The sequence below is a fragment of the Mycobacterium sp. smrl_JER01 genome (genome assembly GCF_048513595.2).
GTDB lineage: Bacteria > Actinomycetota > Actinomycetes > Mycobacteriales > Mycobacteriaceae > Mycobacterium.
Map to the genome: position 1 here is coordinate 4888695 of NZ_JBLXXK020000001.1, position 24853 is coordinate 4913547.

At 65.7% G+C, this 24853-nt stretch carries 24 protein-coding genes; 16 read left to right on the forward strand and 8 right to left on the reverse strand.

Annotation, left to right across the window (positions count from 1 at the left end):
* Positions 1-11 precede the first annotated feature (11 nt).
* Genes urtA through ACNUDN_RS22900 form a run of 7 tightly spaced genes read left to right on the forward strand, consistent with a single transcriptional unit; the run spans position 12 to position 6337 of the window.
* Positions 12-1250 (forward strand): urea ABC transporter substrate-binding protein, encoded by a 1239-nt coding sequence (gene urtA, locus ACNUDN_RS22870; protein WP_419124018.1) that lies wholly within the window; start codon positions 12-14, stop codon positions 1248-1250.
* 4 nt (positions 1251-1254) lie between these two features.
* Positions 1255-1974 carry an urease subunit beta gene (locus ACNUDN_RS22875; protein WP_419124019.1) on the forward strand — a complete coding sequence of 240 codons (720 nt, stop codon included), beginning with the start codon at positions 1255-1257 and terminating at the stop codon, positions 1972-1974.
* Position 1975: 1 nt separating this feature from the next.
* Positions 1976-3691, forward strand: a complete 1716-nt coding sequence (gene ureC / locus ACNUDN_RS22880; RefSeq protein ID WP_419124020.1) for an urease subunit alpha — start codon at positions 1976-1978, stop codon at positions 3689-3691.
* A gap of 31 nt (positions 3692-3722) precedes the next feature.
* Complete coding sequence (gene ureG, locus ACNUDN_RS22885; RefSeq protein ID WP_419124021.1) at positions 3723-4343, forward strand: urease accessory protein UreG; 621 nt, start codon at positions 3723-3725, stop codon at positions 4341-4343.
* On the forward strand, positions 4340-5173 hold the full coding sequence (locus ACNUDN_RS22890) for an urease accessory protein UreD (RefSeq protein ID WP_419124022.1): 834 nt from the start codon (positions 4340-4342) through the stop codon (positions 5171-5173). Before ureG ends, ACNUDN_RS22890 begins: the two co-directional genes overlap by 4 nt.
* The gene (locus ACNUDN_RS22895) at positions 5143-5661 is read left to right on the forward strand and encodes an urease accessory protein UreE (RefSeq protein ID WP_419124023.1); all 519 of its coding nucleotides are present in this window, start codon (positions 5143-5145) and stop codon (positions 5659-5661) included. Before ACNUDN_RS22890 ends, ACNUDN_RS22895 begins: the two co-directional genes overlap by 31 nt.
* The gene (locus ACNUDN_RS22900; protein WP_419124024.1) at positions 5642-6337 is read left to right on the forward strand and encodes an urease accessory protein UreF; all 696 of its coding nucleotides are present in this window, start codon (positions 5642-5644) and stop codon (positions 6335-6337) included. The genes ACNUDN_RS22895 and ACNUDN_RS22900 overlap by 20 nt, the downstream gene beginning before the upstream one ends.
* Positions 6338-6358: 21 nt before the next feature.
* Here the strand turns inward: ACNUDN_RS22900 and ACNUDN_RS22905 are convergent, their stop codons facing one another.
* Both ACNUDN_RS22905 and ACNUDN_RS22910 read right to left on the reverse strand, forming a co-directional pair.
* Positions 6359-7465 (reverse strand): alkene reductase, encoded by a 1107-nt coding sequence (locus ACNUDN_RS22905; RefSeq protein WP_419124025.1) that lies wholly within the window; start codon positions 7463-7465, stop codon positions 6359-6361.
* A gap of 106 nt (positions 7466-7571) precedes the next feature.
* Positions 7572-7988: a Rid family hydrolase gene (locus ACNUDN_RS22910; RefSeq protein ID WP_419124026.1), complete on the reverse strand. Its 417-nt coding sequence runs from the start codon at positions 7986-7988 to the stop codon at positions 7572-7574.
* 138 nt (positions 7989-8126) lie between these two features.
* Here ACNUDN_RS22910 and ACNUDN_RS22915 point away from each other — a divergent pair, with 138 nt between their 5' ends.
* The gene (locus ACNUDN_RS22915) at positions 8127-8594 is read left to right on the forward strand and encodes a MarR family winged helix-turn-helix transcriptional regulator (protein WP_419124027.1); all 468 of its coding nucleotides are present in this window, start codon (positions 8127-8129) and stop codon (positions 8592-8594) included.
* A 12-nt stretch (positions 8595-8606) separates the two neighbouring features.
* Here the strand turns inward: ACNUDN_RS22915 and ACNUDN_RS22920 are convergent, their stop codons facing one another.
* Positions 8607-9932: a dihydrolipoamide acetyltransferase family protein gene (locus ACNUDN_RS22920; protein WP_419124028.1), complete on the reverse strand. Its 1326-nt coding sequence runs from the start codon at positions 9930-9932 to the stop codon at positions 8607-8609.
* Positions 9932-12241 carry a dehydrogenase E1 component subunit alpha/beta gene (locus ACNUDN_RS22925; protein ID WP_419124029.1) on the reverse strand — a complete coding sequence of 770 codons (2310 nt, stop codon included), beginning with the start codon at positions 12239-12241 and terminating at the stop codon, positions 9932-9934. Before ACNUDN_RS22925 ends, ACNUDN_RS22920 begins: the two co-directional genes overlap by 1 nt.
* Positions 12242-12410: 169 nt before the next feature.
* Between ACNUDN_RS22925 and ACNUDN_RS22930 the strand changes: the two genes are divergently transcribed.
* From ACNUDN_RS22930 to ACNUDN_RS22945, 4 genes are read left to right on the forward strand one after another with little or no spacing between them, the layout of a single operon-like run.
* On the forward strand, positions 12411-12935 hold the full coding sequence (locus ACNUDN_RS22930) for a VOC family protein (protein WP_419124030.1): 525 nt from the start codon (positions 12411-12413) through the stop codon (positions 12933-12935).
* Position 12936: 1 nt separating this feature from the next.
* Positions 12937-13596 carry a GntR family transcriptional regulator gene (locus ACNUDN_RS22935; RefSeq protein ID WP_419124031.1) on the forward strand — a complete coding sequence of 220 codons (660 nt, stop codon included), beginning with the start codon at positions 12937-12939 and terminating at the stop codon, positions 13594-13596.
* A 21-nt stretch (positions 13597-13617) separates the two neighbouring features.
* The gene (locus ACNUDN_RS22940) at positions 13618-14994 is read left to right on the forward strand and encodes an NADP-dependent succinic semialdehyde dehydrogenase (RefSeq protein ID WP_419124032.1); all 1377 of its coding nucleotides are present in this window, start codon (positions 13618-13620) and stop codon (positions 14992-14994) included.
* Positions 14995-14996: 2 nt separating this feature from the next.
* Positions 14997-15599, forward strand: coding sequence for a carboxymuconolactone decarboxylase family protein (locus tag ACNUDN_RS22945; RefSeq protein ID WP_419124033.1), 603 nt, complete (start codon positions 14997-14999; stop codon positions 15597-15599).
* Position 15600: 1 nt separating this feature from the next.
* Here the strand turns inward: ACNUDN_RS22945 and ACNUDN_RS22950 are convergent, their stop codons facing one another.
* Positions 15601-16836, reverse strand: coding sequence for an amidase family protein (locus ACNUDN_RS22950; RefSeq protein ID WP_419124034.1), 1236 nt, complete (start codon positions 16834-16836; stop codon positions 15601-15603).
* A gap of 117 nt (positions 16837-16953) precedes the next feature.
* Here ACNUDN_RS22950 and ACNUDN_RS22955 point away from each other — a divergent pair, with 117 nt between their 5' ends.
* Genes ACNUDN_RS22955 through ACNUDN_RS22965 form a run of 3 tightly spaced genes read left to right on the forward strand, consistent with a single transcriptional unit; the run spans position 16954 to position 19546 of the window.
* Positions 16954-17559 (forward strand): DUF1989 domain-containing protein, encoded by a 606-nt coding sequence (locus ACNUDN_RS22955; RefSeq protein WP_419124035.1) that lies wholly within the window; start codon positions 16954-16956, stop codon positions 17557-17559.
* Positions 17560-17573: 14 nt separating this feature from the next.
* A complete protein-coding gene (locus ACNUDN_RS22960; RefSeq protein WP_419124036.1) occupies positions 17574-18683 on the forward strand; it encodes an oxidoreductase in 1110 nt (369 codons plus the stop codon).
* Positions 18680-19546 (forward strand): polysaccharide deacetylase family protein, encoded by an 867-nt coding sequence (locus tag ACNUDN_RS22965; protein ID WP_419124037.1) that lies wholly within the window; start codon positions 18680-18682, stop codon positions 19544-19546. Before ACNUDN_RS22960 ends, ACNUDN_RS22965 begins: the two co-directional genes overlap by 4 nt.
* A 5-nt stretch (positions 19547-19551) precedes the next feature.
* Here ACNUDN_RS22965 and ACNUDN_RS22970 read toward each other — a convergent pair whose 3' ends face one another.
* The gene (locus ACNUDN_RS22970; protein WP_419124038.1) at positions 19552-21246 is read right to left on the reverse strand and encodes a PucR family transcriptional regulator; all 1695 of its coding nucleotides are present in this window, start codon (positions 21244-21246) and stop codon (positions 19552-19554) included.
* On the opposite strand from ACNUDN_RS22970, the gene ACNUDN_RS22975 reads away from it, so the two are divergent.
* Positions 21218-22633 carry a cytosine permease gene (locus tag ACNUDN_RS22975; protein WP_419124039.1) on the forward strand — a complete coding sequence of 472 codons (1416 nt, stop codon included), beginning with the start codon at positions 21218-21220 and terminating at the stop codon, positions 22631-22633. The genes ACNUDN_RS22970 and ACNUDN_RS22975 overlap by 29 nt on opposite strands.
* 10 nt (positions 22634-22643) lie before the next feature.
* On the opposite strand, the gene ACNUDN_RS22980 is transcribed toward ACNUDN_RS22975, so the two are convergent.
* Both ACNUDN_RS22980 and ACNUDN_RS22985 read right to left on the reverse strand, forming a co-directional pair.
* On the reverse strand, positions 22644-23909 hold the full coding sequence (locus ACNUDN_RS22980) for a M24 family metallopeptidase (protein ID WP_419124040.1): 1266 nt from the start codon (positions 23907-23909) through the stop codon (positions 22644-22646).
* Positions 23906-24847 carry an NAD(P)-dependent oxidoreductase gene (locus tag ACNUDN_RS22985; RefSeq protein WP_419124041.1) on the reverse strand — a complete coding sequence of 314 codons (942 nt, stop codon included), beginning with the start codon at positions 24845-24847 and terminating at the stop codon, positions 23906-23908. The genes ACNUDN_RS22980 and ACNUDN_RS22985 overlap by 4 nt, the downstream gene beginning before the upstream one ends.
* Positions 24848-24853 lie beyond the last annotated feature (6 nt).

The following is a 24853-nucleotide window of genomic DNA, read 5'->3' on the forward strand; positions in this document are numbered from 1 at the left end:
GGACGGCCCCCATGAACAGAATTCGATGTACTGTCGCGCTGCTTGCGGCGGCAACCGCGCTCGCCGGGTGCGGCAGCCGCGCCGGGGACGACAACGTCTCGGCAGCGCAGACCGGTTGTGCCGACACCTCCGGCGATGTGGTCAAGGTCGGCGCCATCAACTCGTTGTCGGGCGGTCTTGCCGTCAGCGAGTCGGTGATCCGGGACGCGATCGTGCTGGCCGTCGAGCAGGTCAACGCCTCCGGCGGCGTACTCGGCAAGCAACTGGAGCTGATCGGCGAAGACGGCGCCTCGGAGCCGACCATATTCGCGGAGAAGGCTCAGAAGCTCGTTCAGTCCGACTGTGTTGCAGCGGTTTTCGGGGGATACACCTCCGCGAGCCGCAAAGCGATGCTGCCGGTCTTCGAGGACGACAACGCGCTGCTGTATTACGGCCAGCAATATGAAGGACTGGAGAGCTCGCCGAACATCTTCTACACCGGCGCCACGACCAATCAGCAGATCATCCCGGCGCTGGACTATCTGAAGGAACAGGGCGTCACGTCGCTGTACCTGGTCGGCAGCGACTACGTGTTCCCACGCACCTCGAATGCGATCGTCAAGGCTTACGCACTGGCGAACGGCATCGAGATCAAAGGAGAGGATTACACACCGCTGGGCAGCACCGACTTCTCCACCATCGTCAACAAGATCCGCAGCGCCGACGCCGACGCGATCTTCAACGTCGTGGTCGGCGACTCGCTCAACGCGTTCTTCCGGGAGTATCGCAGCGCAGGCCTGACTCCGGAGGTCATGCCGGTGATGTCGATGTGCGTCGGTGAAGAGGAGGTCCGCAGCATCGGCGCACCAACACTGGTCGGCCAGCTTTCGTCGTGGAACTACTACCAGACGCTCGACACGCCGGCGAACACGGCATTCGTCGCCGACTTCAAGGACCGTTTCGGCGCCGACCGGGTGACGTCGGACCCGATGGAATCGGCCTACTCCGCGGTCTATCTGTGGAAGGCGACTGTCGAGCGCGCGAATTCGTTCGACGTCGCCGACATCCAGAACGCCTCCGCCGGTGTGACCATCGACGCACCCGAAGGCACGATGACCCTCGACGGCGAGAACCACCACGTCACCAAGACCGCCCGCATCGGCCGGGTCGCCGACGACGGCCTGATCTATCAGATCTGGGAGTCGCCGGCCCCGATCGAACCCGACCCGTTCCTCAAGGAGTATCCGTGGGCCGCCGGGATCACAGGCTGACGCCATGCATCTGACTCCCAAGGACGAAGATCGGCTGCTGTTGTTCCTCGCTGCCGAACTGGCCCGTAAACACCGTGCGGCCGGTCTGAGCCTCAGCTACGCCGAGGCGCGCGCCCTGATCGCCGACGAGGTTGTCGAGGCCGCTCGGGCCGGCGCCACCGTTGCCGAGGCGGCAGCCCACGGCGCGACGGTTCTCACCGACGACGATGTGATGCCCGGCGTCACCGCACTGCTGGGCTCGGTGCAGGTGGAAGCATTCTTCGAGGACGGCCAGAAGTTGGTCACCGTCCACGACGCCATCGGTCCGGCAGTCGGGCCCGGCGGCAGCACGGCACCCGAACCTGACCTGGTTCCAGGCGAGATCCTGCCCAGCGATGGCGAGTTGGAGCTCAACGCCGGGCGCAGGCACGCCGTCGTCACCGTCGAGAACACCGGAGATCGACCCATCCAGGTGGGTTCGCACTTCCACTTCTTCGAGGTGAACCGGGCACTGCGCTTCGACCGGGCCGCCGCGTTCGGGATGCGTCTGGACATCCCTTCCGGCACCGCCGTGCGCTTCGAACCCGGTGAAGAGCAGGGGGTCTCGTTGACCAGCTACGGTGGCGAACGCACCGTGATCGGCCAGAACGACGTGACCAACGCCACGACGGTCACTGCTCCAGACGCGGATCTGATGCACCGGCTACGCGAACTCGGCTTCCTCGACTCCACCCAGGGGGCGTGACATGGGGCACCGGATCAGCCGCAGTCACTACGCCGAGTTGTACGGACCGACCACCGGCGACCGCGTCCGGCTCGCTGACACCGAACTGCTCGCCAAGGTCGAGAACGACGCGACCGTCTACGGTGACGAGTCGGTGTTCGGCGGCGGTAAGACGATGCGCGAGGGCATGGCGGTGCACGGAGACATCACCAATGCCGAGGGCGCCCTCGACTTCGTGATCACCAACGTGCTGATCATCGATGCGGTGCTGGGTATCCGCAAGGCCGACATCGGGATTCGAGACGGCCGGATCGCCGGGATCGGTAAGTCCGGAAACCCGAGGACGATGGACGGTGTCGATCCGGAGTTGGTGATCGGTGCCGGCACGGATATCCGGGCCGGCGAAGGCATGATCGCGACCGCGGGCGCCATCGACGTGCACGTTCATTTCGACAGCGCAGGTTTGGTCGAGGAGGCGATCTCCAGCGGTGTCACCACGATGATCGGCGGCGGCCTCGGTCCAGTCACCGTGGGCATCACCTCGTCCGGGCCCAACAACCTGGCCCGCATGCTCCGTGCGGCCGAGAGCTTCCCGATGAACTTCGGTTTCATCGGAAACGGCAGCGCCTCGAGCACGGCACCGTTGATCGAACAGGGCCTGGCCGGGGCGATCGGCTTCAAGATCCACGAGGATTGGGGGGCGACACCCGCGGCGATCCGCGCCTCACTGGATGCCGGAGACGAACTCGATCTGCAGGTGCAGATCCACACAGACACCCTCAACGAGTCGGGGTTCTTCGAGGACACCATGGCCGCGATCGGCGGCCGGCCCATCCACACCTATCACGCCGAAGGAGCCGGCGGCGGTCACGCCCCAGACATCATGCGGGTGGTCGGGGAGCCCTACTGCCTTCCGTCGTCGACGAATCCGACGAATCCGTACACGCTGAACACGTTCGACGAACACCTCGACATGGTGATGGTGTGCCACCATCTCAATCCGCGTATCCCCGAGGACGTCGCGTTCGCCGAGTCCCGGATCCGTCGAGAGACCATCGCCGCCGAGGATGTGCTGCATGACCTCGGCGCCATATCGGCGATGGGTTCGGATTCCCAGGGCATGGGACGCATCGGCGAAACCATCGCCCGCACCTGGCAACTGGCCTCCCATATGAAGTCGACCCGCGGCGCGCTGCCCGCCGACGAAGGCACCGGCGCGGACAACACGCGGATTCTTCGCTACATCGCCAAGTTGACGATCAATCCGGCGCGACTGTTCGGGATCGACCACGAGATCGGTTCTTTGGAGCCGGGTAAGCTCGCCGACATCGTGCTGTGGGAGCCGAAATTCTTCGGCATCCGACCCGAGGTGGTGTTCAAGGGCGGATTCCCGGCGTGGTCGGTGATGGGCGAGGCCAATGCCTCGCTGATGACGTGTGAACCGTTGCGGTACCGCCCTCAGTGGGCGGCCTTCGGGCACGCCCCGGCTGATGTGTCGGTCAACTTCGTCGCGGGCGCTGCCATAAACGCCGGGCTCGGGAACCGACTCGGCCTGGCCACCCCCCTGGTGGCGTGCCGGGGCGCCCGTGCGCTGACCAAGGCGGACCTACTGCACAACGACTACTTGCCCGACATCGTCATCGAACCAGACACCTATCGCGTGCTGGTCGACGGTCAGCCGTGCGTGAGCACACCGATGGTCCGGGTGCCGTTGGGCCGCCGGTACACCCTCAAATGAGCGGGACACCCCACACGACAGGGAGCAGCACATGTCCGACGTCATCCGCATCGGAATCGGTGGTCCGGTCGGCTCCGGCAAGACCAGACTGGTCGAATCGCTGGTGCCGGAGCTGACCCGCGCAGGCTTGAGCGTCGGGGTGATCACCAACGACCTGGTCACCGACGAGGATGCCAGACGGGTGCGGCGCAGCGGTGTCATCGACCCAGAGCGGGTCCTGGCGGTCGAGACCGGCGCCTGCCCACACACCGCGATCCGCGAGGACCCCTCTGCCAATCTTGCTGCAGCAGAACGACTGTGCCGTACATTTCCCGATCTGGAGGTGATCCTGATCGAATCCGGCGGCGATAATCTGGCCGCCACCTTCACCTCGGATCTGGTGGACTACTGGATCTTCGTCATCGATACCGCCGCCGGCGACGACATTCCGCGCAAGCGGGGCATCGGCCTCCTGCAGGCGGACCTGCTCGTGGTGAACAAGATCGATCTGGCGTCGCGAGTCGGCGCCGACCTCGACATGATGCGTCGCGACTGCGCACTGGCCCGACCCGTCAAGCCGACCGTGTTCACCGACCTGCACTCCGGTACCGGACTCGCGCGCGTGACGAAGCACGTGATCGACGGTGCGATGCTGACAGCGGGTGTGCGGTGACGGCGCCGGCGGTGATCCTCCCAGGCACCCTGTGCGTCGACGTCGTCGCCGACCGATCCGGACGCACCCGCGCATCCACGCTGCACCAGCGCTATCCCCAGCGGGTGACCGTCCCGCTGCACTGTGACCCCGCCCGCCCGCACGCCGCCACCCTGTGTGTGCAAAGCCCAAGCGGTGGAACATTTTCCGATGACGAACTCACAACAACGGTCAGTTGCCGACCGGGAACCCAACTACACCTGACCACCCAGTCCGCCACTCAGGTGTTCGCAGGCGACGGTCCGGGGGCACAGCACCGGCTGACATTCAACGTCGATGCCGACGCGCTCCTGGAGTACTGCCCTGGCACCGTCATCCCGCACGCGGCTTCCGCATTCACTCAGCGTGTGGTCGTCGATGTGGCCACCGGCGGCGCCTTCTTCGGATGGGAAGCCTTGGCTGCCGGCCGGATCGCCCACGGCGAACGCTTCGGTTTCGCACGCTACGACAGTGCATTCGCCGTCCGTGTGGACGGACGCGCCGTCGCACGGGATCGACAACTCCTGCGACCGCAGGGTGGTCGCGGCGGGAGCCTGGTCGACGGCGACTATCTGGCGACCTTCGTCGCGGTGGTTCCCGGGCACCCGATCGAGGCACTACTGCAGGACCTCAGATGCGCCCTGGACGGCAATGGCGGCGCGAGCCGGCTGCCCGCCGAGGCCGGGGTCTTCGTCCGAGTCATGCTCCCGCACGCCACGGCCCTGCGGCGCATCCGCGACCGTCTGTTCGCGGCGTGCCGGGCCTGGTCGCAATCCGCGGCATGCACCCGCGCATCCGAGGAGACCTGGTGAGAGCCCTGGCCGACCTCGGCGACGCCGAGGATGTCCGGTTCGACGGCCGCAGGCGTCATCATGTCGACATCGGTTGGGGCGATGCGGCCAAACATCGCCAGGTCGTCGTCGCCGACACCGGGCTACGGGTGCAGATCGTGCTGCCGCGCGGAAGCTTCCTGCGTGCCGGTGAGGTCATCGCCGACGACGGCGATGCGGTGGTCGTCGTGCGTCGTCCGGCCGAGCCGGCCATCACCGCGAGGTTCGACGACAATCCCGGCGCCGAGGGAGCCCGGCGGATGCTGATGCTGGGCTACCTGCTCGGCAATCAACACGCGCCGATCGACGTGTCAGACGACGCCGTCGCCGCACCGCTGTTCACCAGCGCGCAGGCGGCGGCCGAGCTTCTCGCCGAGCTCGGGCTCACCGGCACCGTCGCGCCGGTGCCGCTGGCCGTCGACGGGTGGTCGCGGACGTCGGCAGGAGACCATGTCGGCCATCACCACTGAACATGCCGCCCTTGCGTTGTGGATGCAACTGCACGACAGCGCTTTTCCCGCGGGTCGTATGGTGCACAGTCAAGGCCTGGAGGAATGGCTCACCGAGCGGCCGGGCGCCGGTCCCGATGACATCGGGCGCGCCGTCCTCGGCTACCTCGCCGAGGGGTACGCGCCGCTGGACGCCACGTTCGTCGCCGCCGCGTGGCGCGCTGGCTCCAGCGGCCCGCGGCTGCAGGAACTCGACGAACTGCTCGAATCCTACAAACTGTTCGACAACGCCCGGATCGCGTCGACCTCGGCGGGCCGGTTGCTGGTGTCGGCAGCCCACCATATCGACCTGATCACCGACTGCGACTACCTAGACACCGTGGCACGCGGCGACGCGCCGGGCCACAACGCCGTCGTGGAGGGTGCCGTCCAGGCGCGACTTGGCATTTCCATGCACACCGCGGTACTGGGTTCGGTGCGCACGCAGATGGCCTCGATGCTGGGCGCGGCGGTTCGTCTGGGCAGACTCGGGCCGCGACACAGCCAGCGAATTCAGGCAGATAACGTCACTCGGGTCGTGGAGCTCACCGACGATGCGTGCGCGCGTGAGGTCGACGACGTGTGGAGCACCGCCCCAACACTGGAGATCAGCGGGATGAGGCACGAAGTCCGGACCGCTCGGCTGTTCGCCACCTGAGCGGGCGCCGGCGAACAATCGTCACGCCGACTGCGGTGCGGTCAGTTCGTCCAACCTCGGGTAGTCGATGTAGCCCGCGGGTCCTGGCGCGTAGAACGTGGCCATGTCCGGCTCGTTCAGCTCGGCCCCCACCTTGAGCCGGTCGAGGAGGTCCGGATTGGCGAGAAACGCGCGCCCGACAGCCGCGGCACTGATGACCCCCCATTTCGCAAGGTTGTCCAGGAGGTCGAAATCGGTGTCGACGGTGCGGGGGGTGTTGAGTACCAGCGTGCCCTCCCACTGGGTGCGCAGCGCCGCGAACGTCGGCTCTGAGGGCTGAATCACCAGGTGCAGGTATCCGATGTCCAGCGGGGCGATCCGGCACAACAACGACTCATAAGCGCTGACCTGGTCGATCTCTGCCATGTCGCCCGCGGGATTTCCCGGAGAGAGGCGCACACCGACCCGTCCCGGGCCGATCTCGGCAGCCACCGCTTCGATGACCTCGGCGGCGAATCGGGCCCTGTTCTGCGGCGATCCGCCGTACTCGTCGGTGCGCCGGTTGACGACGTCGGAGAGGAACTCGTGTAAGAGATATCCGTTGGCCGAATGGATTTCGACACCGTCCATACCGGCGTCGACGGCACGTCGGGCGGCAGAACGGAACTGACCGACGATCTCCTGTATCTCGCTCACCGTGAGCGCCCGCGGCACCGGCAGCGGCTTCTTCCCGTTCGGGGTGTGCGTGTCCAGATCGGCGGCCACCGCCGACGGGCCGACGTTCTCGAAGCCGCTGATGTCCGGATGCGCCATCCGGCCGACGTGCCACAGTTGCACGACCATCTTGCCGCCGGCCTCGTGCACCGCCGACGCGATCTCGGCCCACGCCTCCTGCTGCCGGTCGGTGTAGATGCCCGGGGTGTTCAGGTATGCACCGTTGGCCTGCTCGCACACCGCGGTGGCCTCGGAGATGATCAGCCCGGCGGCGGCACGCTGGGCGTAGTAGCGCGCCGCCAGCGGTGACGGTGTGGCGTCGGCGTCCGCGCGTGATCTGGTCAACGGCGCCATGAAGATCCGATTCTCGGCCGTGATCTCACCAATCTGGACAGGTTTCAGCAGAGCGGAGTCTGCGCCGAGGGTGAAGGTCATGCTGCACTAAAGCGCGGTGCCGACGGATTTCATTCCCTTCCTGGTTGATCGGCCCCTCCTGGTGGATCGACCCGTCCCTGGTGGACCGTCACCGGCCACGGCGGCGTCACCCCTCGACGACGGCAGTCACCCGTATCTCGATCCGCATCTTCGGCGCCGCCAGCACGGAGACACCGGTCTGCGTCCAGATCGGGGCCCGATCGGGCATCCACCTGCGCAGCTGGGCGACCATCACGTCGTTGTGTGCACCGCTGATGGTGTCCGCATCGGCGGCCACGTGATAGGAGTTCACGTGCACCACATCGCGCCAGCTTGCGCCCGCTGTCGCGAGGGTGCGCTCCACATTCTCGAACGCCGCGACGATCTCGGCTTCCAGGGATTCGGGGAAATTCAGCTCGTCGTCCCAGCCACCTTGACCGGAGATCTCGATGCGATTTCCGATCCGAACGGCCTGGCTGTAGTGCCGCGTCTCGCGGAACATCTCGCCGTAGCCCGGGGTCGCGAAGAACTCGATGTCGGCCATCGATCACCTTTCGATAGTCATTTCGTGCGTGGACTGTCTACGACGGTACTCAATGACTTCACACTTGAAGTTATTCCGGGTTGCGATTCCGACGGCTTCAACGTGAACTCGGCGCGACGGCCGGATAGGGTTCCGTTCATGGCGCGCAGCGAGGAGCCGAACTGGCTGAGCCAAGAGGAGAAGCAGGCGTGGACCGGTCTGGTCTCGCTCATGCTGTTGCTGCCCGGCAAGCTGGAGTCGCCACTGCGACAGGTCGATCTGACATTGTTCGAATACCTCACCCTGAGCCACATCTCCGAAGCGCCCGCACGTCGAATCCGCATGAGCGAGTTGGCTTTTCTGGCCAACGGCTCATTGTCACGGCTGTCGAACGTGGTCAAACGCTTCGAGCAGCGCGGCTGGGTGACCCGATCCCCCGACCCTGACGACGGCCGTTACACCCTGGCCCATCTCACCGACGACGGCTACCGCCTCGTGGTCGCGGCCGCGCCGGTGCATGTGCGGGCCGTGCGCGAGTACGTCCTCGACCCGCTCTCGGTTGCCGACCTTCGGGCGTTGACGCGGATCGCCGCGAAGCTGCGGGTGGTTCATCCCAACCTGGGGTAGCGATCGTCACCGTCACACCAGGATCAACAGCGGGTTCTCGATGCGACGGACGAACGCTGCCATCCACTGCGCAGCAACCGCTCCGTCGATCACGCGGTGATCGGCCGACAGTGTCACCGTCATCACCGTCCCTACAGCGAGTTCACCGTCGACGACGACAGGCTTCTGCACGGCGCCTCCCACCGCAAGAATCCCGGAGTGCGGTGGATTGAGTATCGCCGAGAACTCTGTCACCCCATACATGCCGAGGTTGGACACCGAGAAACTGCCCCCTTCGAGCTCCTGCTGTTTGACCTTGCCCGCGCGGGCACGCTCGGCGAGATCGGCGATCCGGGCGGCAACCACCGATATCGGCAACCCGTCCACCCCGCGCAGCACCGGAGTCAACAGCCCACCCTCTACCCCGACAGCCACCGCGATGTCGGCGGTGTCGAAACGCCGGACCGAATCGCCGTTCCACATCGAGTTAGCCTCAGGCACCTCCATCAGCGCGCCGGCGACCGCCTTGAGCACGAAATCGTTCACCGACACCTTCACGGTGCCGCTCTTGTTCACCGCCCCACGGAGCTCCAACAGCCCGTCGACCCGGCAGTCGGCGGTCAGATAGAAGTGCGGGACCGTGGTCTTGCTCTCGGTGAGTCGTCGCGCAATCGCCCTACGCATACCGGTCAGCGGTATGTCGACGAAGCCAGTCTGCGCGCCGGCTCTTTCGCTCACGGCCGCCTCAGTGCTCGCGGCAACAGCAGTGCTCGCGGCAACGGCAGTGCTCGCCGACGGAGGCGCTGCGGATTCACCGGCAGTGCTCGCCGACGGAGGCGCTGCGGATTCACCGGCAGGCAGTCGATCCAGATCCCGGCGCACGATGCGCCCGCCGGGACCGGTGCCCGTCACGACCGTCAGGTCGATACCCCTCTCCCGAGCGATCTTTCGCACCAGCGGGGTGGCGAACAGGCGTCTACCATTCGTCCGGGCACCGCCCGGCTGCGGCGCCTCGACCGTAGACGACGCGCTGGACCCGGCCATTTCGTCGGCCTTCTCGATCACCGGGGCCGCCGATTCCGGGTCGCGCGCACCCACGTCGATGTCGTCGGCGGCCTCACCGGGCGCCGTTACCACCGCAATGGGTTCACCCACCGCGATCGTCGTTCCGGGCTCGGCCAAGAGCCGGGTCAGCACACCGGCCACTTCTGCGGCGTACTCGACCACCGCCTTCTCGGTCTCGATCTCGGCGATCGGATCACCGACCGCGATCTCCTGCCCCACAGTCACCAGCCAGGTCTGGATGATCGCCTCGCCGGTGTTGGCCAACACCTCCGGCATCCGCACCATGGTCGCCATCAGGACCTATTTCCCGTCGCTTCGCTCGCCCAGGACCTATTTCCCGTCGCTTCGCTCGCCCAGGACCTATCCCCCATCGCTTCGCTCGCCCAGGACCTATTTCCCGTCGCTTCGCTCGCCCAGGACCTATCCCCCATCGCGGTGCGCATCTTCTCCAAACCGGCGACGACTTCTTCGGTGCCGGCGATGGCGGCGCGTTCCAGCGCCCGGGAGATGCTCGGCGAGGCCTCCTCCCCGGACACCCGCTCGACCGGCTGGTCCAGCCAGTCGAAGAGCCTGCGCTGAATCTCGTCGGCCAGCCAGCCACCGTAGGAGCTGCCGCGGGCACCTTGTTCGACGATCAACACCGCGTTGGTCTTGCGCACGCTGGCCTCGATGGTGTCCCAATCCAGCGATGCACGATCCAGCCATCGCAGATCGATCAACTCGGCATCGATACCGGTCTGCTCGATCGCCTCTGCGCAGCGTGCCACCATCGACAAATAGCTGATCACCGTGACGTCCGCACCGGTCCGGCGGATGGCCGCGTGCCCGGGCGCGATGATGTAGTCCAGGTCTCCCTCAGGAACCTGATCTGGCACACCGTAGAGATCGACGTGTTCGATCACCAGCACTGGGTCCTGCAGTGCCAGAGCAGCATTCATCAGACCGACATAGTCGGCAGCGGTGGATGGGGCGACGATGCGCCAGCCCGGGCTGGTCGCGAAGATGCCCGCGGGATCCATCAGGTGTTGGGAGCCGTAGCCGGATCCCATCGCAACCTTGGTCCGCAGCACCAGTGGCACCGGGTTGTCACCGCCGAACATGTGCCGCGCCTTGCCGATCTGGTTGAACACCTGATCGGCGGCCACCCACATGAAATCGGGATACATGAACTCCACCACCGGCCGGAAGCGTCCGTCGAGCGCGAGCCCGCCGCCGAGACCGGTGAAGGCGTTCTCACTGATCGGTGTGCCGACGAGCCTGTTGGCGCCGTACTTCGCCAACCCTTTGGTGGCACCGTTGGTGCCACCGTTGAGGCGGTGAACATCTTCACCGAAGATCACGATCCGATCGTCGGTCGCCATTCGCCGGTCCATCACGCCGGCCACCGCCTCGATGAATTTCACCTTGCGCCAGGGTCCTTGGTGGGTGGTGGGCTCCAGCATCTCCAACGAGGACAGTTCGGAGGCGTCACCGCGCACCCCGACGTTGACGAAGCCGGGGTCGGGCCACAGGTCGGGTCGGATGCGGCGCTTACCGGCCTTCTGCGGATCGTCCTCCAGGAGTTCGGGCACCGCGGTCGTCATCGCGGCCTGCGCTTGCCGGCGCAGCTCGGTCACGCCGGCTTCGTCGATCAGACTCCGCCGGAGCATCTGGCCGGCCAGCTTGTCCAGCGGATCGCGGGCGCGCCGCAACGCTTCCTCGTCCTTGTCCCGGTAGCCGAAGGCGCTGCCCGGGTAGGGGCCGTTCTGGTGGAAGAACCGGTACACCTCGGCCTCGATGACGGCGGGACCGTCCCCGCCGCGCATCCGCACCGCGGCCTGCTCGGTCGCCAGATGCACAGCCAGCGGGTCCATTCCGTCAACCCGCCAGCCTGGGATACCGAAGCCCTGCCCGCGCACCGACAATCGCGGGTCGGCACTGATCTCATCCACCCGTGTCGACACGGCATACAGGTTGTTCTCGATGAAGAAGCAGAACGGCAGCTTCCAGGCGGCCGCCAGGTTCATCGTCTCCAGAACCGAGCCGATCTGGCTGGACCCGTCGCCGAAGTAGCTGATCGTCAGATCGGTGGTGGCACTGTGCTTCTGCGCCCACGCGTTGCCGGCGCCCATCGGCACGCCGCCTCCGACGATCGCATTGGTGCCCAGCGCACCGGCTTCAAACCACTGCAGGTGCATGGAGCCGCCCCGTCCCCGGCAATATCCCTGTGCCAGCCCGAGGATTTCGGCAAGGGTGCGCAGCAGCACCCGCTGGATCTTCGGGGTGATCGGCGCGGCCGGGTCGATGACCCCGCCGGACACATGTGTGAGCGCCTTGGCCAGGAACTGGTGGTGTCCACGGTGTGAGCCGTTGATTGCGTCAGTCGAGCGTAGGCCGACGATGGATCCCACCGCGCCGCCCTCCTGTCCGATGCTGGAGTGCGCCGGGCCGTGCACCAAGCCCTCACCGGCCAGTTCCAACACGGTCTCCTCGTACGCGCGGATGAGGTGCAACTCGGCAAGCATCGTGGCCAACAACGCCGGGTCGGCCGCGTCGTAATCGGCATCGGTGGTGGCCAATTGGATCCAGGGCGAGCCCGTCTCCAGGCGAGTTTCGGTTGGCATGTCCCTCATCTCCAGCGACCGCCGGGGTAGTGCACACCGACGCGGGTCCGGTGTGATGCGAGTCCCAACACCATACGTCGATTGGATACACTTTGGCTAGATTCCTCGGAAAAATGGGACTGCATTGCGCTATTATCGCTCTATTGGATCCACTCAGAAAGGTTGGCCGATGCCCCTACCTGGCCTGGTCGGCACCGACCACATCGGTTTCACGGTCCCCGACCTCGACGAGGCCCACGACTTTTTCGTCGGGATCCTTGGCTGCACGCACGTCTACACGCTGGGCCCGTACGCCCACGACGACGATTGGATGCGACAACACCTCAACGTCCATCCGCGAACCGTCATGCGCGAACTGCGCTTCTACCGCTGCGGCACCGGCGCCAATTTCGAGGTCTTCCAGTACGACGCCGCCGACGGGCAGGCCCCACAACCACGCAACAGCGATATCGGCGGGCACCACTTGGCGTTCTACGTTCACGACATCGACGCCGCGGTGGCCTATCTGCGGGCCGAGGGGCTTCGGGTGCTGGGCGGCCCGACCGCCAGCCGAAACGCCAGCGAGGGCCAGCGGTGGGTGTACTTTCTGAGTCCGTGGGGCATGCAATTCGAGCTGGTCAGTTTCCCCGACGGCAAAGCATACGAGGCCGACACCCCGGTGCTGCTGTGGAATCCGAATCATCCGGCGGACTGAGATGACCCAACCCCAGGTACGTGACGGCGTCACCGGCGCCCGGGTCGCCGACGAACTGCGCCAGGCCATCCTGACCGGGGCGTATCCCCCAGGCACCCGGCTACGCCAGGAGGAGTTGGCGGCCCAGTACGGTGCCAGCCGCGTTCCGGTCCGAGAAGCATTGCGAATCCTGGAATCCGACGGCCTGGTCACCACCGTGGCCAACGCCGGCGCGTGGATCGCGCGGCTGAGCCTGGACGAATGTGTCGAGCTCTACCAGGTGCGTGAACGCATCGAACCACTGTTGCTGAGCTATAGCCTGCCGCACCTGGACGGCGGACACGTCGATCGGCTGGCCGCACTCGCCGAGCAGATGCGCGGTACCACCGACGTCGAGCAATTCCTGGCCCTCGACCGCGAGTTCCATCTGGGCAGTTATGCCGGTGCGATGACGTCCTTCCTGGGCCCGACGGTGGAACGGCTGTGGAACACCACCCAGCACTACCGTCGCGCGTTCACCCAGCTGCTCGACGACGACAGCCACCGCATCGTGCACGACGAGCACCACATGCTGGTCGCCGCCATCCGCGACCGCGATTCCGAGGAGGCCGAGCGGGTGCTGCTCGGCCACATCCGCCGCACCCGGCGCCAATTGGCCCGTCACCCAGAAATTTTCGACTGATCCCCCGAGAGAAGGAATGCCATGGCCATCGCGACGATCAACCCCGCCACCGGTGAGACGGTCGAGACCTTCGAGGCCCACACTCCCGATGAGGTGCAGCGCCGCATCGCCGAGGCGCACGAAGCGGCCCAGACACTGCGCACTACCGGGTATGCCCAGCGTGCCGAGTGGATGCACGCCACCGCCGACCTGCTGGAGGCCGATGTCGACAGAGCCGCAGAGATGATCACCGTTGAGATGGGCAAGCCCATCGCGCAGTCGCGCGCCGAGGTGCTCAAATGTGCCAGGAACATGCGTTACTACGCCGACAACGCCGAAGCGTTCCTCGCCGCCGAGAAGCTGGCCGATCCGGCGACGGTCAATGCCTCCTCGGCAGGCACGGTGTGGCAGCCGCTCGGCGTGGTGCTGGCCGTGATGCCGTGGAATTACCCGCTGTGGCAGGTGATCCGGTTCGCCGCCCCGGCACTGATGGCCGGCAACACCGGCCTGCTCAAGCATGCCTCCAATGTGCCGCGGTCCGCGCTCTACCTCGACGACCTGTTCGAGAAGGGGGGCTTCCCGACCGGTTCGTTCCGCACGCTGCTCATCAGCGCCCGCGAGGTCGCCACCGTCATCGAGGACAGCCGAGTCAAGGCCGTCACGCTGACCGGCTCCGAACCGGCCGGGCGGTCGGTGGCCTCCACCGCCGGCCAGGAGATCAAGAAGGCCGTGTTGGAACTCGGCGGCTCGGATCCGTTCATCGTGATGCCCAGTGCCGACGTCGAGGCGGCGGCTGCGACGGCGGTGAAGGCCCGAATCTCCAACAACGGCCAGTCCTGCATTGCCGGAAAGAGATTCATCGTGCACGCCGACATCTACGACGAGTTCGTCGGCGCCTTCGTCGAGAGAATGAACGCGCTCAAGGTCGGTGACCCGATGGACGAGAGCACCGACGTCGGCCCGCTGGCCACCGAGTCCGGCCGCTCCGACGTGGCCGAACTGGTAGACGACGCAGTAGTCAAGGGCGCCCAGGTGCTCGCCGGCGGCAGCGCACCCGATCGCCCCGGGTGGTACTACACCCCCACCGTGCTGGCGGGACTGACCGAGGACATGCGAATCGTCCTGGAGGAGACGTTCGGACCGGTGGCGTCGGTCTACCGGGTGAGCGACCGCGACGAGGCGGTGCAGATCGCCAACCAGACCACCTTCGGGTTGAGCTCGGCGGTGTGGAGCAACGACGCAGCCGAGCAGGTCTGGTTCGTCGCCAACCTCGACGCCGGTGCGGTGTTCCTCAACGGTATGACGGTGTCCTACCCGGAACTTCCGTTCGGCGGCATCAAAGACTCCGGTTACGGACGCGAGCTGGCAGCTGCCGGCATCCGCGAGTTCTGCAACCTCAAGACGGTCTGGAAGGCCTGACCATGGCCCGAATCAGCTACATTCGCCCCGAGCAGGTCACCGATCCCGATCTGGTCGCGATCCTCGAACAGTCCCGGACCTTCGGCACTCCACGATTGGAAAGTCAGGCCATTCGCGCACACGTGCCCGCTGTTCTGCGCACGTTCAGTGCGTCGTGGCAACAGACGTTCCGCGAAGGCGTGCTTGACCATCCGGTCAAGGAACTGTCCCGGGTTTTCATAGCCAAGAGCCTGGAGTGCGGGTATTGCGCCGGCCAGCGCTCCCACCTCGGCGCCCAGGCCGGTCTGACCGAGCGCGAGTTCGACGACGTGATCGAGTTCCGTGAGTCGACGGTGCTCGGTGACCGGGAGAAGGCTGCATTGTGCTGGGCCGAGGCCATCGTCTGGGACCCGAATCTCGCCGACGATGAGCTCTGGGACGAACTGCACCGTCACTTCACCGAACCTGAACTGGTGGAGCTGGGCTATTTCATCGCACTGACGATGGGACAGCAGAAGTTCCTCAAGACCCTGGACCTGCGCCACGGCGACCTCGGTACCGACAGCATGGCGGGTCTGGCGCCGGAGGTCGCCGAGCGGCTGCGGGTCTCGCGCGGCAGCCCGTGACTTAAGCTTTGACGGTCCTGGAACAGAAGTCGGCGGTGGCGAGCACTGCGGCGTCGCAACCCTCAGGTGCCGAGATCAGCAACCCGGCGCTCGGCAACGGCAGCGATACACCACAAGTGCCGAGATAGCTGAGCACCATTGTGGTGCGTAGAGTGCTGGCGTTCGCCGCGTCGTAGGCAGCGTCGTCAGCCAGCAGCGCCTGCACCATCGGCGGTTCGTGTCGAACGGTGGGACATATCAGTACAGCGCCGTCGAGCTCTTCCCGAAAGCTCCTCCGCTCCAATGCCATAGCGTGCCGAACAGGCCCAACCGAGACATCGGCGCTATGCAACAGACGGCGGCGCGTGGCGGCTTCGACTCCGTGGAGGTGGCCGTAGGCAGAGTAGGCGTCTGCTGCGACGATCGTCCCATGACGGTCGAGAAGTCGCTGCGCACGTTGCATCGATGCCATCGGCCGCACGGTGACGACCATCCCGCAGGCCCGTAACCGTTCGACGGCTGCGTCGAAGGCCGACCGAACCCCGGGGGTGCAGTCGTCTACCCACTCGCCCGCTGGAATCACGGCCTCTCGCACTGGTGCTGCGGCATCCCCGGGACACAACAGGCGGTCCAGAATCTCGATGTCGCCCATGGAGCGTGCCAGCACGCCCACACAGTCCAAGGACGGCGACAGCGCTCGGAAGTCGTTGCGGCCGTATCGCTGGTGACTGGCACGGTATCCGATACAGCCGGTGAATGCGGCCGGCACGCGCACGGAACCCGAAGTGTCGGTTCCCAGCGCCAGCGGCACCAACCCTGTTGCTACGGCCACCGCCGCGCCGCTGGAAGAACCTCCAGGGACCAGCGCCGGATTCAGCGGATTGAGCGGGGTGCCGAAGTGCGCGTTGATGCCCAGGCCGGAGAAGGCGAACTCGCTGAGATTGGTCTTGCCCACCGTCACCGCCCCGAGGGCACTGAGCCGACGCACCAGTGCTCCGTCGCGGTCGGCGACCGGACCGTCACACAGCAACCGCGAACCGGCGGTCGTCACCGTGCCGGCGACGTCGAAGAGATCCTTCCATGCCACCGGAACCCCATCCAGCGCACTGCGGAGTACGCCGCGGCGGCGACGCGCGTCGCTGGCGTCGGCTTCCCGCCGGGCGCGGTCTGCCGTGACGCTGATCATCGTCTCTGACGACTGGCTCCGTTGCAGGACGTGTTCCACCAATGCACGCGATGCGACTCTTTCGAGATGCATTCGCGGAGATTATGCGCAACACTCCTCCGCCCGGCATGGATGAATCTCCAACACTCAATGGGAACGCTGTGCAATTCGACATGACGGACTGCGCGCTGTCCGACGTTGAATGCGTTCATGAAGCAGAGGATCCCCATCCGCGAGTTGGAGGTGCCTGCCCGCCAGGGCCGCGCGGTCGAACTTCGCCGCGGCGACCAACTTCGGGTCATTGACGTCGACGGCGGTCAGGTAGGCGATGTCTTCGCCTTCGCTGCGCACGACATCGGCGAGTACCTGTCCGCATCACACACCCGCACCACCACCGGTCGACTGTTCCCCCGGGTGGGCGAGCAGTTCGTCACCAACCGCCGTCGACCGATCTTGACGCTCAGCGCTGATACCTCGCCCGGTGTCCACGACATGCTGGTGGCCGCCTGCGATCCGGAGAGGTACCGCGGCCTCGGGGCCGTCGACCACCGGTCATGTGCCGACAATCTTCGCATTGCACTGGCAGAGCGGGGGCTGACCCCGACTCTGATACCGCAGCCCGTCAACGCCTTCATGAACATCCCGGTGAGCCCGAACGGTGACCTGAGCTGGCTTCCTGCCCGCAGTGGTCCAGGCGACGCCATCACTTTCACCGCTGCCATGGACTGCGTGGTGGTGGTGTCCGCGTGCCCGATGGACCTCAATCCCATCAACGGTGAGCATCCAACGCCTCTTGCCCTAGACATCAACCCCTGACAGGAGAACTGATCGTGTCGCCTCATCCAGCACTCACCGCATTCCGGCTCGGAAGCACCCACCTGCTCAACAGATTCGTCGTCGCTCCGATGACGCGCGTCTCGGCAACCTCCGACGGTTCCGCCACCACGGACATGGGCGCATACTATGCAGCCTTTGCTCGGGGAGGCTTCGGCCTCATCATCACCGAAGGGATCTACACCGACGCCACGCACAGCCAGGGCTACCTCAACCAGCCCGGGTTGGCCCGCGACATCCATATCGCAGCCTGGCGGCAGGTTACCGACGCGGTGCATGCTCAGGGGGCGCCGATCATCGCCCAGCTCATGCACGCCGGTGCGCTTTCGCAGGGCAACGCTTACGGTGCGCACACCATCGCGCCGTCCGCGATCGCGCCCCGTGGACGGATGCTCGAAGAGTACGGAGGGGCGGGGGCATGGCCTACTCCGCGCGCCATGACGGATGCCGACATTGATGCCACCGTGGCCGGCTTCGTGGAAGCAGCCCGTCGTGCAGAGGCCGCCGGCTTCGACGGTGTTGAAGTGCACGCCGCCAATGGATATCTGCTCGACCAGTTCCTCACCGAGTACACCAATACTCGTGATGACGAATACGGCGGGCCTGTCGAGAACCGGATCCGCCTCACATCGCGAATAGTCCGCCAGATCCGCGATGCTGTCGCCGCCGACACACTCGTCGGTGTGCGCCTTTCGCAGACGAAGGTCAACGACTTCACCTATCGCTGGCCCGGAGGCGCCGCCGATGCCGAAGTCATCTTCTCCCGTCTGGCCGAGGCAGAAGTCGACTATCTGCACATCGCGAGCGAGGGACGCGATTTCATCGAGACGGCCCGCCTGGGCGATGACCGCACCATCACTGCGCTCGCGCGAGAGACGACGGGGCTGCCGGTCATGGCCAACGGCGGTATGCATGACCTGCGTCAGGCCGCCGTGGTACTGGAGGGCGGGCACGCAGATCTGCTGTCCCTGGGCCGCGGGGCGTTGGCCAATCCAGATTTCCCGCAGCGAGTTTCGTCCGCGACTGAGCTGAACAAGTTCGACCACGGAATGCTCTCGCCAACGGCGACCATCGCAACTGCCCAGGCTTGGTTGTCCCGACGATGACGACACCATGGCACGGCGATTCCGCTGCCGTGGCGATCCTGACCTTCGACGTCGATGCTGAGACCCCGATCCTGGCACAGGGCCGTCACTACGCAGGTCACTTGATGACGATGTCACACCAGTCGTACGGCCCAGACGTCGGCGTACCGCGAATTCTCGACATGCTCGATGAGCTCGGGGTGCCGGCAACGTTCTTCATCCCCGGCTGGGTTGCTGAGCATCGTCCCGGTTTGGCGGCGTCGATTGCGCAGCGTGGGCACGAGGTCGCACACCACTCCTACAGCCACCGCTCACCGACCACCATGACGGCAGCCGAGGAACGTGAAGACTTCGAGCGCGCTTTGGAGGTGTTCGCGGCACAGGATATCGAGATCCGTGGACACCGCGCGGCACTGTGGGGTGCCAGCTGGCAGACGCCCGACATCATCGCCGACTACGGCCTGGCCTACGACTCGTCGCTGATGGGTGACGACCGTCCCTACCTGGTCGCCACCGCCACGACGCCGATCGTCGAGCTTCCCGTGCATTGGTCGCTCGACGACTGGGAGCAGTATGCGTATCTGCCCGACCCGCACATCGGCGCGGTGATCGAGTCACCGGCGAAGGTGGCGGAGATGTGGCGAGCCGAGCTGGCCGCCATGCGCCGATACCGCTGTCTGTTCAACCTGTGTGTGCACCCGTTTCTGTCGGGCCGGCCCAGCCGCATCGTGGCACTGCGTGGGGTCATCGAGGAGGCGTTGTCATTCGGGGATGTCCGGTTCGCACGATGCCGGGAGGTGGCTGACGCAGTGAACGCCGACCCCGCGATACAACCCCGCGTCCTCACTCCGCCGCCGGTGACACCGGATATCTACCCCGACTGAGTCTTTCAACTCACGGCGTCGGCCTCCAGCGCCAGAAACAGGTCCACCCGGTCTTCGAGTCGCGCCACATCACGTCCGGCCAACTCGCTGATGCGTACCAACCGGTTTCGCAGGGTGTTCACGTGAATGTACAGTTCGGCGGCGGTGGTCCCGTAATGGCCATCCTGCCCCAGGAAGACACGCAGGGTGCGCTCCAGCTCCGTACCATGCTGCTCGTCGTGGCCCCGCAGCGGGGCGAGAATGGCATCGGCGAAGCGGCGCAGCACGCTGCGATCATGTAACCCCAGCAGCATCCGATAGGTACTGACATCGGCGAATGTGCCAACGCGCGAGTCGGTTCCGCGCCGGCGAAGCACCTGGCAGACCTCCCGCGAGCCGATCAGCGGCTCCCGAAGCGCGGCGGAATCGGTTGCCAGCGAGCCGATTCCGATGACAACGCGGTCGCGGGGAGCAACCTCGGTGATGGCGGCGACCAGATTGTCACACAGGCCGACAACGTCGGGCCCGGTTCCCGACCAGGGAAAGACGACCACCGTGTCTTGGCTACCGGCCACCACGACCGCCGGAAGGCCGCGGCCACGGAAGAATGCCTCGATCTCATCGGTGGAACCGGCCGGACGCACGGGTTCGTCACCGACCACGACTGCGATGACAGCGAGCTGTGCGGATGGATCGATGCCGAAGGCCCGCAATCGGTCCCTCACTTCGCCGGCGCGGGCGGCGCCGGACAATATCATTTCGAGCAGCTCGCTGGAGAATCGCGATTCGATGGCGTGCAGGGCCTGTTGCTTGGTGACCTCCAGACTCAGGAACCGGGCGGCTTGATCTACGGCGTCGCGCTCGGATTGGGTCAACTGTGCCAGCGGCTTCGCGCAGAAGAGCCCCGCGTCGACCTCACCCATCGCGCCTTCGATCAGAAATACCGCCGCGATGCCGACACCGGGCAGTGCGACTTCGAGCGGCGGGGGGCGGCGGGTCAACGCTGCTGCGGCGATACCGTCGACATCCGTTCCGCCGCCCTGCGTCTGGCCCGCCAGGCGCCGACCCAGCCGATCGACGACCAGCAACGGCAGGTCGTGCTCACGGCGTAGTACATCCAGCACTCCCTGAGCACCGCCGCCGCGTGCGATCGACAGCGCCAGCGCGTTCCCGCGTCGGACCAGTTTTGTCAGGGCGTCCTGGCGTGCCGCGCCCTGGATTCGGGCAGCCGCCTCAGTGACAGCTGTAAAGGGCACTGCGATGGGCAACGCCAGTAGCGGAATGCCCTTCGCCGTGCAAGCTTCAACCAAATCAGCCGGTAAATCCGGCATTTCAACGGTGAGACCGAATATCAGGCCGGACGCACGCGCACGGAGAAGGGCATCGACGAACTCCGCAGCGGACACCGACGAGCGCCACAATCCGTTGGTCAGGACCGCCTCGGCAGGGCGGATGTACGGAGACGGATCAGGTAGTTCGGTGTTGTGCAGCCAGAGCACTTCACCCTGCAAAGCTCCGACCGGGCCCGCAACAGACACGGACAACTCCAAAGCCGACTCGTGAAGCAGGGACTGCAGGCTCAACATCGATGTGTCTACATCCATTGGAAGCGTCTGATGATGGACATTTATACACTGCGTTTGTCGTCGCCACGGTGTTTTGATGAGCCAACCCGTGTTGAGGAGGACACCAATGCCGACAACTCCCGTCGACTCACCCACGATCACCGACGTCGATACGGGCGTGCCCTTCGACGCGCATGGCATCGAACCCATCCCCGAGGACAGTCGCGACTGCTCACCTTGGGAACTATTCTGGATCTGGTCCGGCGCCAACATCGCGCCGATCAACTGGGTGCTGGGTGCGCTGGGTATCACACTGGGGCTGAGTCTGGTCGAGACGCTCGTGGTGGTCGCAGTCGGCAACGTTCTCGGTTGCACGATCTTCGGCATCTTCAATGTGATCGGTCACCGCACCGCGGTCAACCAAATGGTCTTGGGGCGTGCGCCCTTCGGTCGACGAGGAGCCGCCGTACCGGGAGTCGTGCAGTTCCTGCTGACCATGGGCTGGGTGGGCGTCAACACGTGGGTGGTGCTCGATCTGGTGATGGCCGTCCTGGCCGAAGTTGGCGTCACCGGTGGTGCGTGGCTCGACATCGTCGTCGCGGCCGCGATCATGGCGATTCAGCTGGGTTTGGCGCTTTACGGCTTCTACGCAATCCGCAGTTTCGAGAAATACACCGTGCCCGCAACGGTTCTCGTGATGGCAGCGATGACGGTGCTGGCGATGATGACGACCGACGTCAACTGGTCCCTTGCCGGAACCGAGTTGGCTCCGGACGAGAAGTTCACCGCCGTCACCCAGCTGTTGACCGCGATCGGCGTCGGCTGGGGTCTGACCTGGATTCCCTACGCCTCGGATTACAGCCGGTTCGTGCGCGTCTCAGCCTCCGCGCGGACGGTGTTCTGGTCATCGTCGTTGGGCATGTACATTCCCACAGTGTGGCTGGCGGCGCTCGGCGCGTGCCTGGCCAGTGCGGGCAGCGGCAGCGATCCTTCGGCCCTGGTAGTCAGCACCTTCGGCGTGATGGCGATCCCGGTGTTGTTGCTGCTTGTTCACGGCCCGATCGCGACCAACATCTTGAACTTGTACTCCTGCTCGCTGGCCGCATTGTCAATCGGTGTGCGTGCCGCCCGCTGGAAGATCACGCTGGTGGCCGGAGTGGTGGCCTCGGCCGTTCTGGCCATCTTCGTCCGCGCCGACAGCTTCGCCCACGCCTTCGACCACTGGATGGTGTCCATCCTGGTGTGGATCAGCCCCTGGGCCGCGATCATGTTGGTGGACTATTTTGTGATCCGCCGCGGCACATTGGATGTCGCCACGCTCTACGAGGAGGCCGGTTCCTCGAATCACGGGCGATACAACGCCGCGGGACTGACCAGCCTGGCCGCCGGGATCATTGCAGGGTGGTCATGGCAGTACGGACTGGTACCGGCCATGCAGGGCCCGATTGCGACAGCGCTGGGCAACACCGACTTTTCCTGGCTTTCGGGAAGCCTGGTCGCCGGCGCACTGTACTTTCTGTTGGTCCGCCTGCGGCGAGCATGACGCTACCCACCTAGTATTCGTTGGCGACGAACAGTTCCTGGGCGGGGAATTTGGTGAGGATCACCGGTCCGTCGTCGGTGACCACCACTTCCTCCTCGATCCGCGCCGCGGAGGTTCCGTCCGACGCCGGACAGTAGGTCTCCATCGCGAATACCATGCCGGCCTGCAATTCGATCGGGTTGTCCAGCGAGTTCAGCCGCGAAATGATCGGCCGTTCGTGCAGACCCAGACCGAGACCGTGGGCGAATTGGAGACCGAAGGCCGCCATCTCGTTCTCGAACCCGAAATCCTCCGCCTTGGGCAGCAACCGGGCGATCTGGTCGGAGCCGGCGCCCGGTCGGATGGCCGCGATCGACGTGTCCATCCATTCCCGGGCCTGCTTGTAGGCATCGCGCTGACTCTGCGTGGCGCTGCCCACCCCGAAGGTCCGGTAATAGCAGGTTCGATACCCGTTGTAGGAGTGGATGATATCGAAGAACGCCTGATCGCCGGGCCGGATGATGCGATCGGTGAAGTTGTGCGGGTGCGGGTTGCACCGCTCACCGGAGATGGCGTTCACCGCCTCCACCTGATCGGACCCCATCTCGTAGAGTCGCTTGTTGGCCAGCGCCACGATCTCGTTCTCCCGAACACCGGGTTTGAGCGCGTCGACGATGTCCTGGTAGACCCCGTCGACCATGGCCGCGGCCTGGTTGAGCAGCATGATCTCGTCTTGCGATTTGATGACCCGGGCATCGAGCATGCTCTGCTGGGCATCGACGACCTTCAAGCCCTGTCGCTGCATCTCGAACAGGAACGGTGGCTCCACGATGTCCATACCGATCGGCGCATCGGCCAGGCCCGCCTCGACCAGGATGCCCTTGATCTCGGTCACCGCATCACGCATCAGGCCTGCGTCCGGAGCGACGGCACCGCGGAAGCCGAGGAACCCGGCCCGCCAGTTCTCCTGCGGCAGCCACGGGCTGTAGAGCTTGTGGTGTCGCACGGCCGAGCCGAAGTCCCAGAGGATCGGTTCGGCGTCACGAGCGAGCAGACAGTACCGGATCATCTTGTCGCCCAACGCACCGCCGATCCAGGTCTGGGTGGTGTAGCGGATGTTGTAGAAGTCGAACAGCAGGAAAGCGCCGCAGCCGCTGGCCTCCAGTGCGGCCTTCGCCCGGCCGATCCGGTAGTCGCGCAGCCGCGCGAAGTCCACCCGCTGCTCGTAGTCCACGCCCATGTGACCGGGTGCGCCGAGTTGACGCGCCGCCACCGGTGGGGCGACCAATGCGGTCACGAGTGCACCGGGGTCAGGCCGTCATCGACAGAGACGTTCTCGGGCTTGAGCTCGATGCCGGCACCGCGGGCGACCTCGAGCAACAGCGTCGCGAAATCCTCCTCGACACCCACCCCCGCACCCGCGGCCTGCGCGACGATCTGCCGGGTGGCCGAAGCGATCGGCATCGGCGATCTGAGCGCGTACGCCGCCTCCAGACCCAGGTCGAAATCCTTCTGCAGCAATTCCATGGTGAAGGTGGGACTGAAGTCGAGATTCACGAATGCCGGTGACTTGTATTGCGTGAAGGTCGATCCCATCACGGAGTCGTTGAGGAACGCCAGGAAGTCGGCGCGGGTGACGCCACCCTTTTCTACCAGCACGGTGATCTCGGCCAGGCATTGGGTCACGACACCGAGCATCAGGTTGTGGGCGATCTTGACCAACCGGGCCACCTCGCCCTCGCCCACATAGGTCACACTGCGGCCGAAGACGTTGAGCACCGGCTCGATCGAGTCGAACACCTCGCGCGGGCCCGACACCGCCACCGTGAGCTTGCCGGCCGCAATGACTTTCGGGTTTCCGCTCACCGGAGTGGCCAGGAAGTCGCAGCCACGGGAGTTGGCGGCCTCGCGGATCTTGGCGCTGATGTCGGCAGACACCGTGGACGAGTCGGCGATCACCCGAGGGGAATCGGTGCCGGTGAGCAGCCCGCCCTCGCCGAGCATCACCTGCTCCAGGTCTTTCGACGACGACACCATCGCGAACACCAGGTCACGATCGGCGAGGTCGACGGGTTGCGTGACGACCTTGGCGCCCTTGTCGGCCAGCGCGGCGGCCTTGGAGGCGGTGCGGTTGTACACGGTGACGTCGTAACCGGCGTCCAGCAGGCGGATGACGAGCTGGGCGCCCATCCGGCCCGCGCCGATCCAGCCGATTTTCACGTTCGAGGCAGACATGTGCTT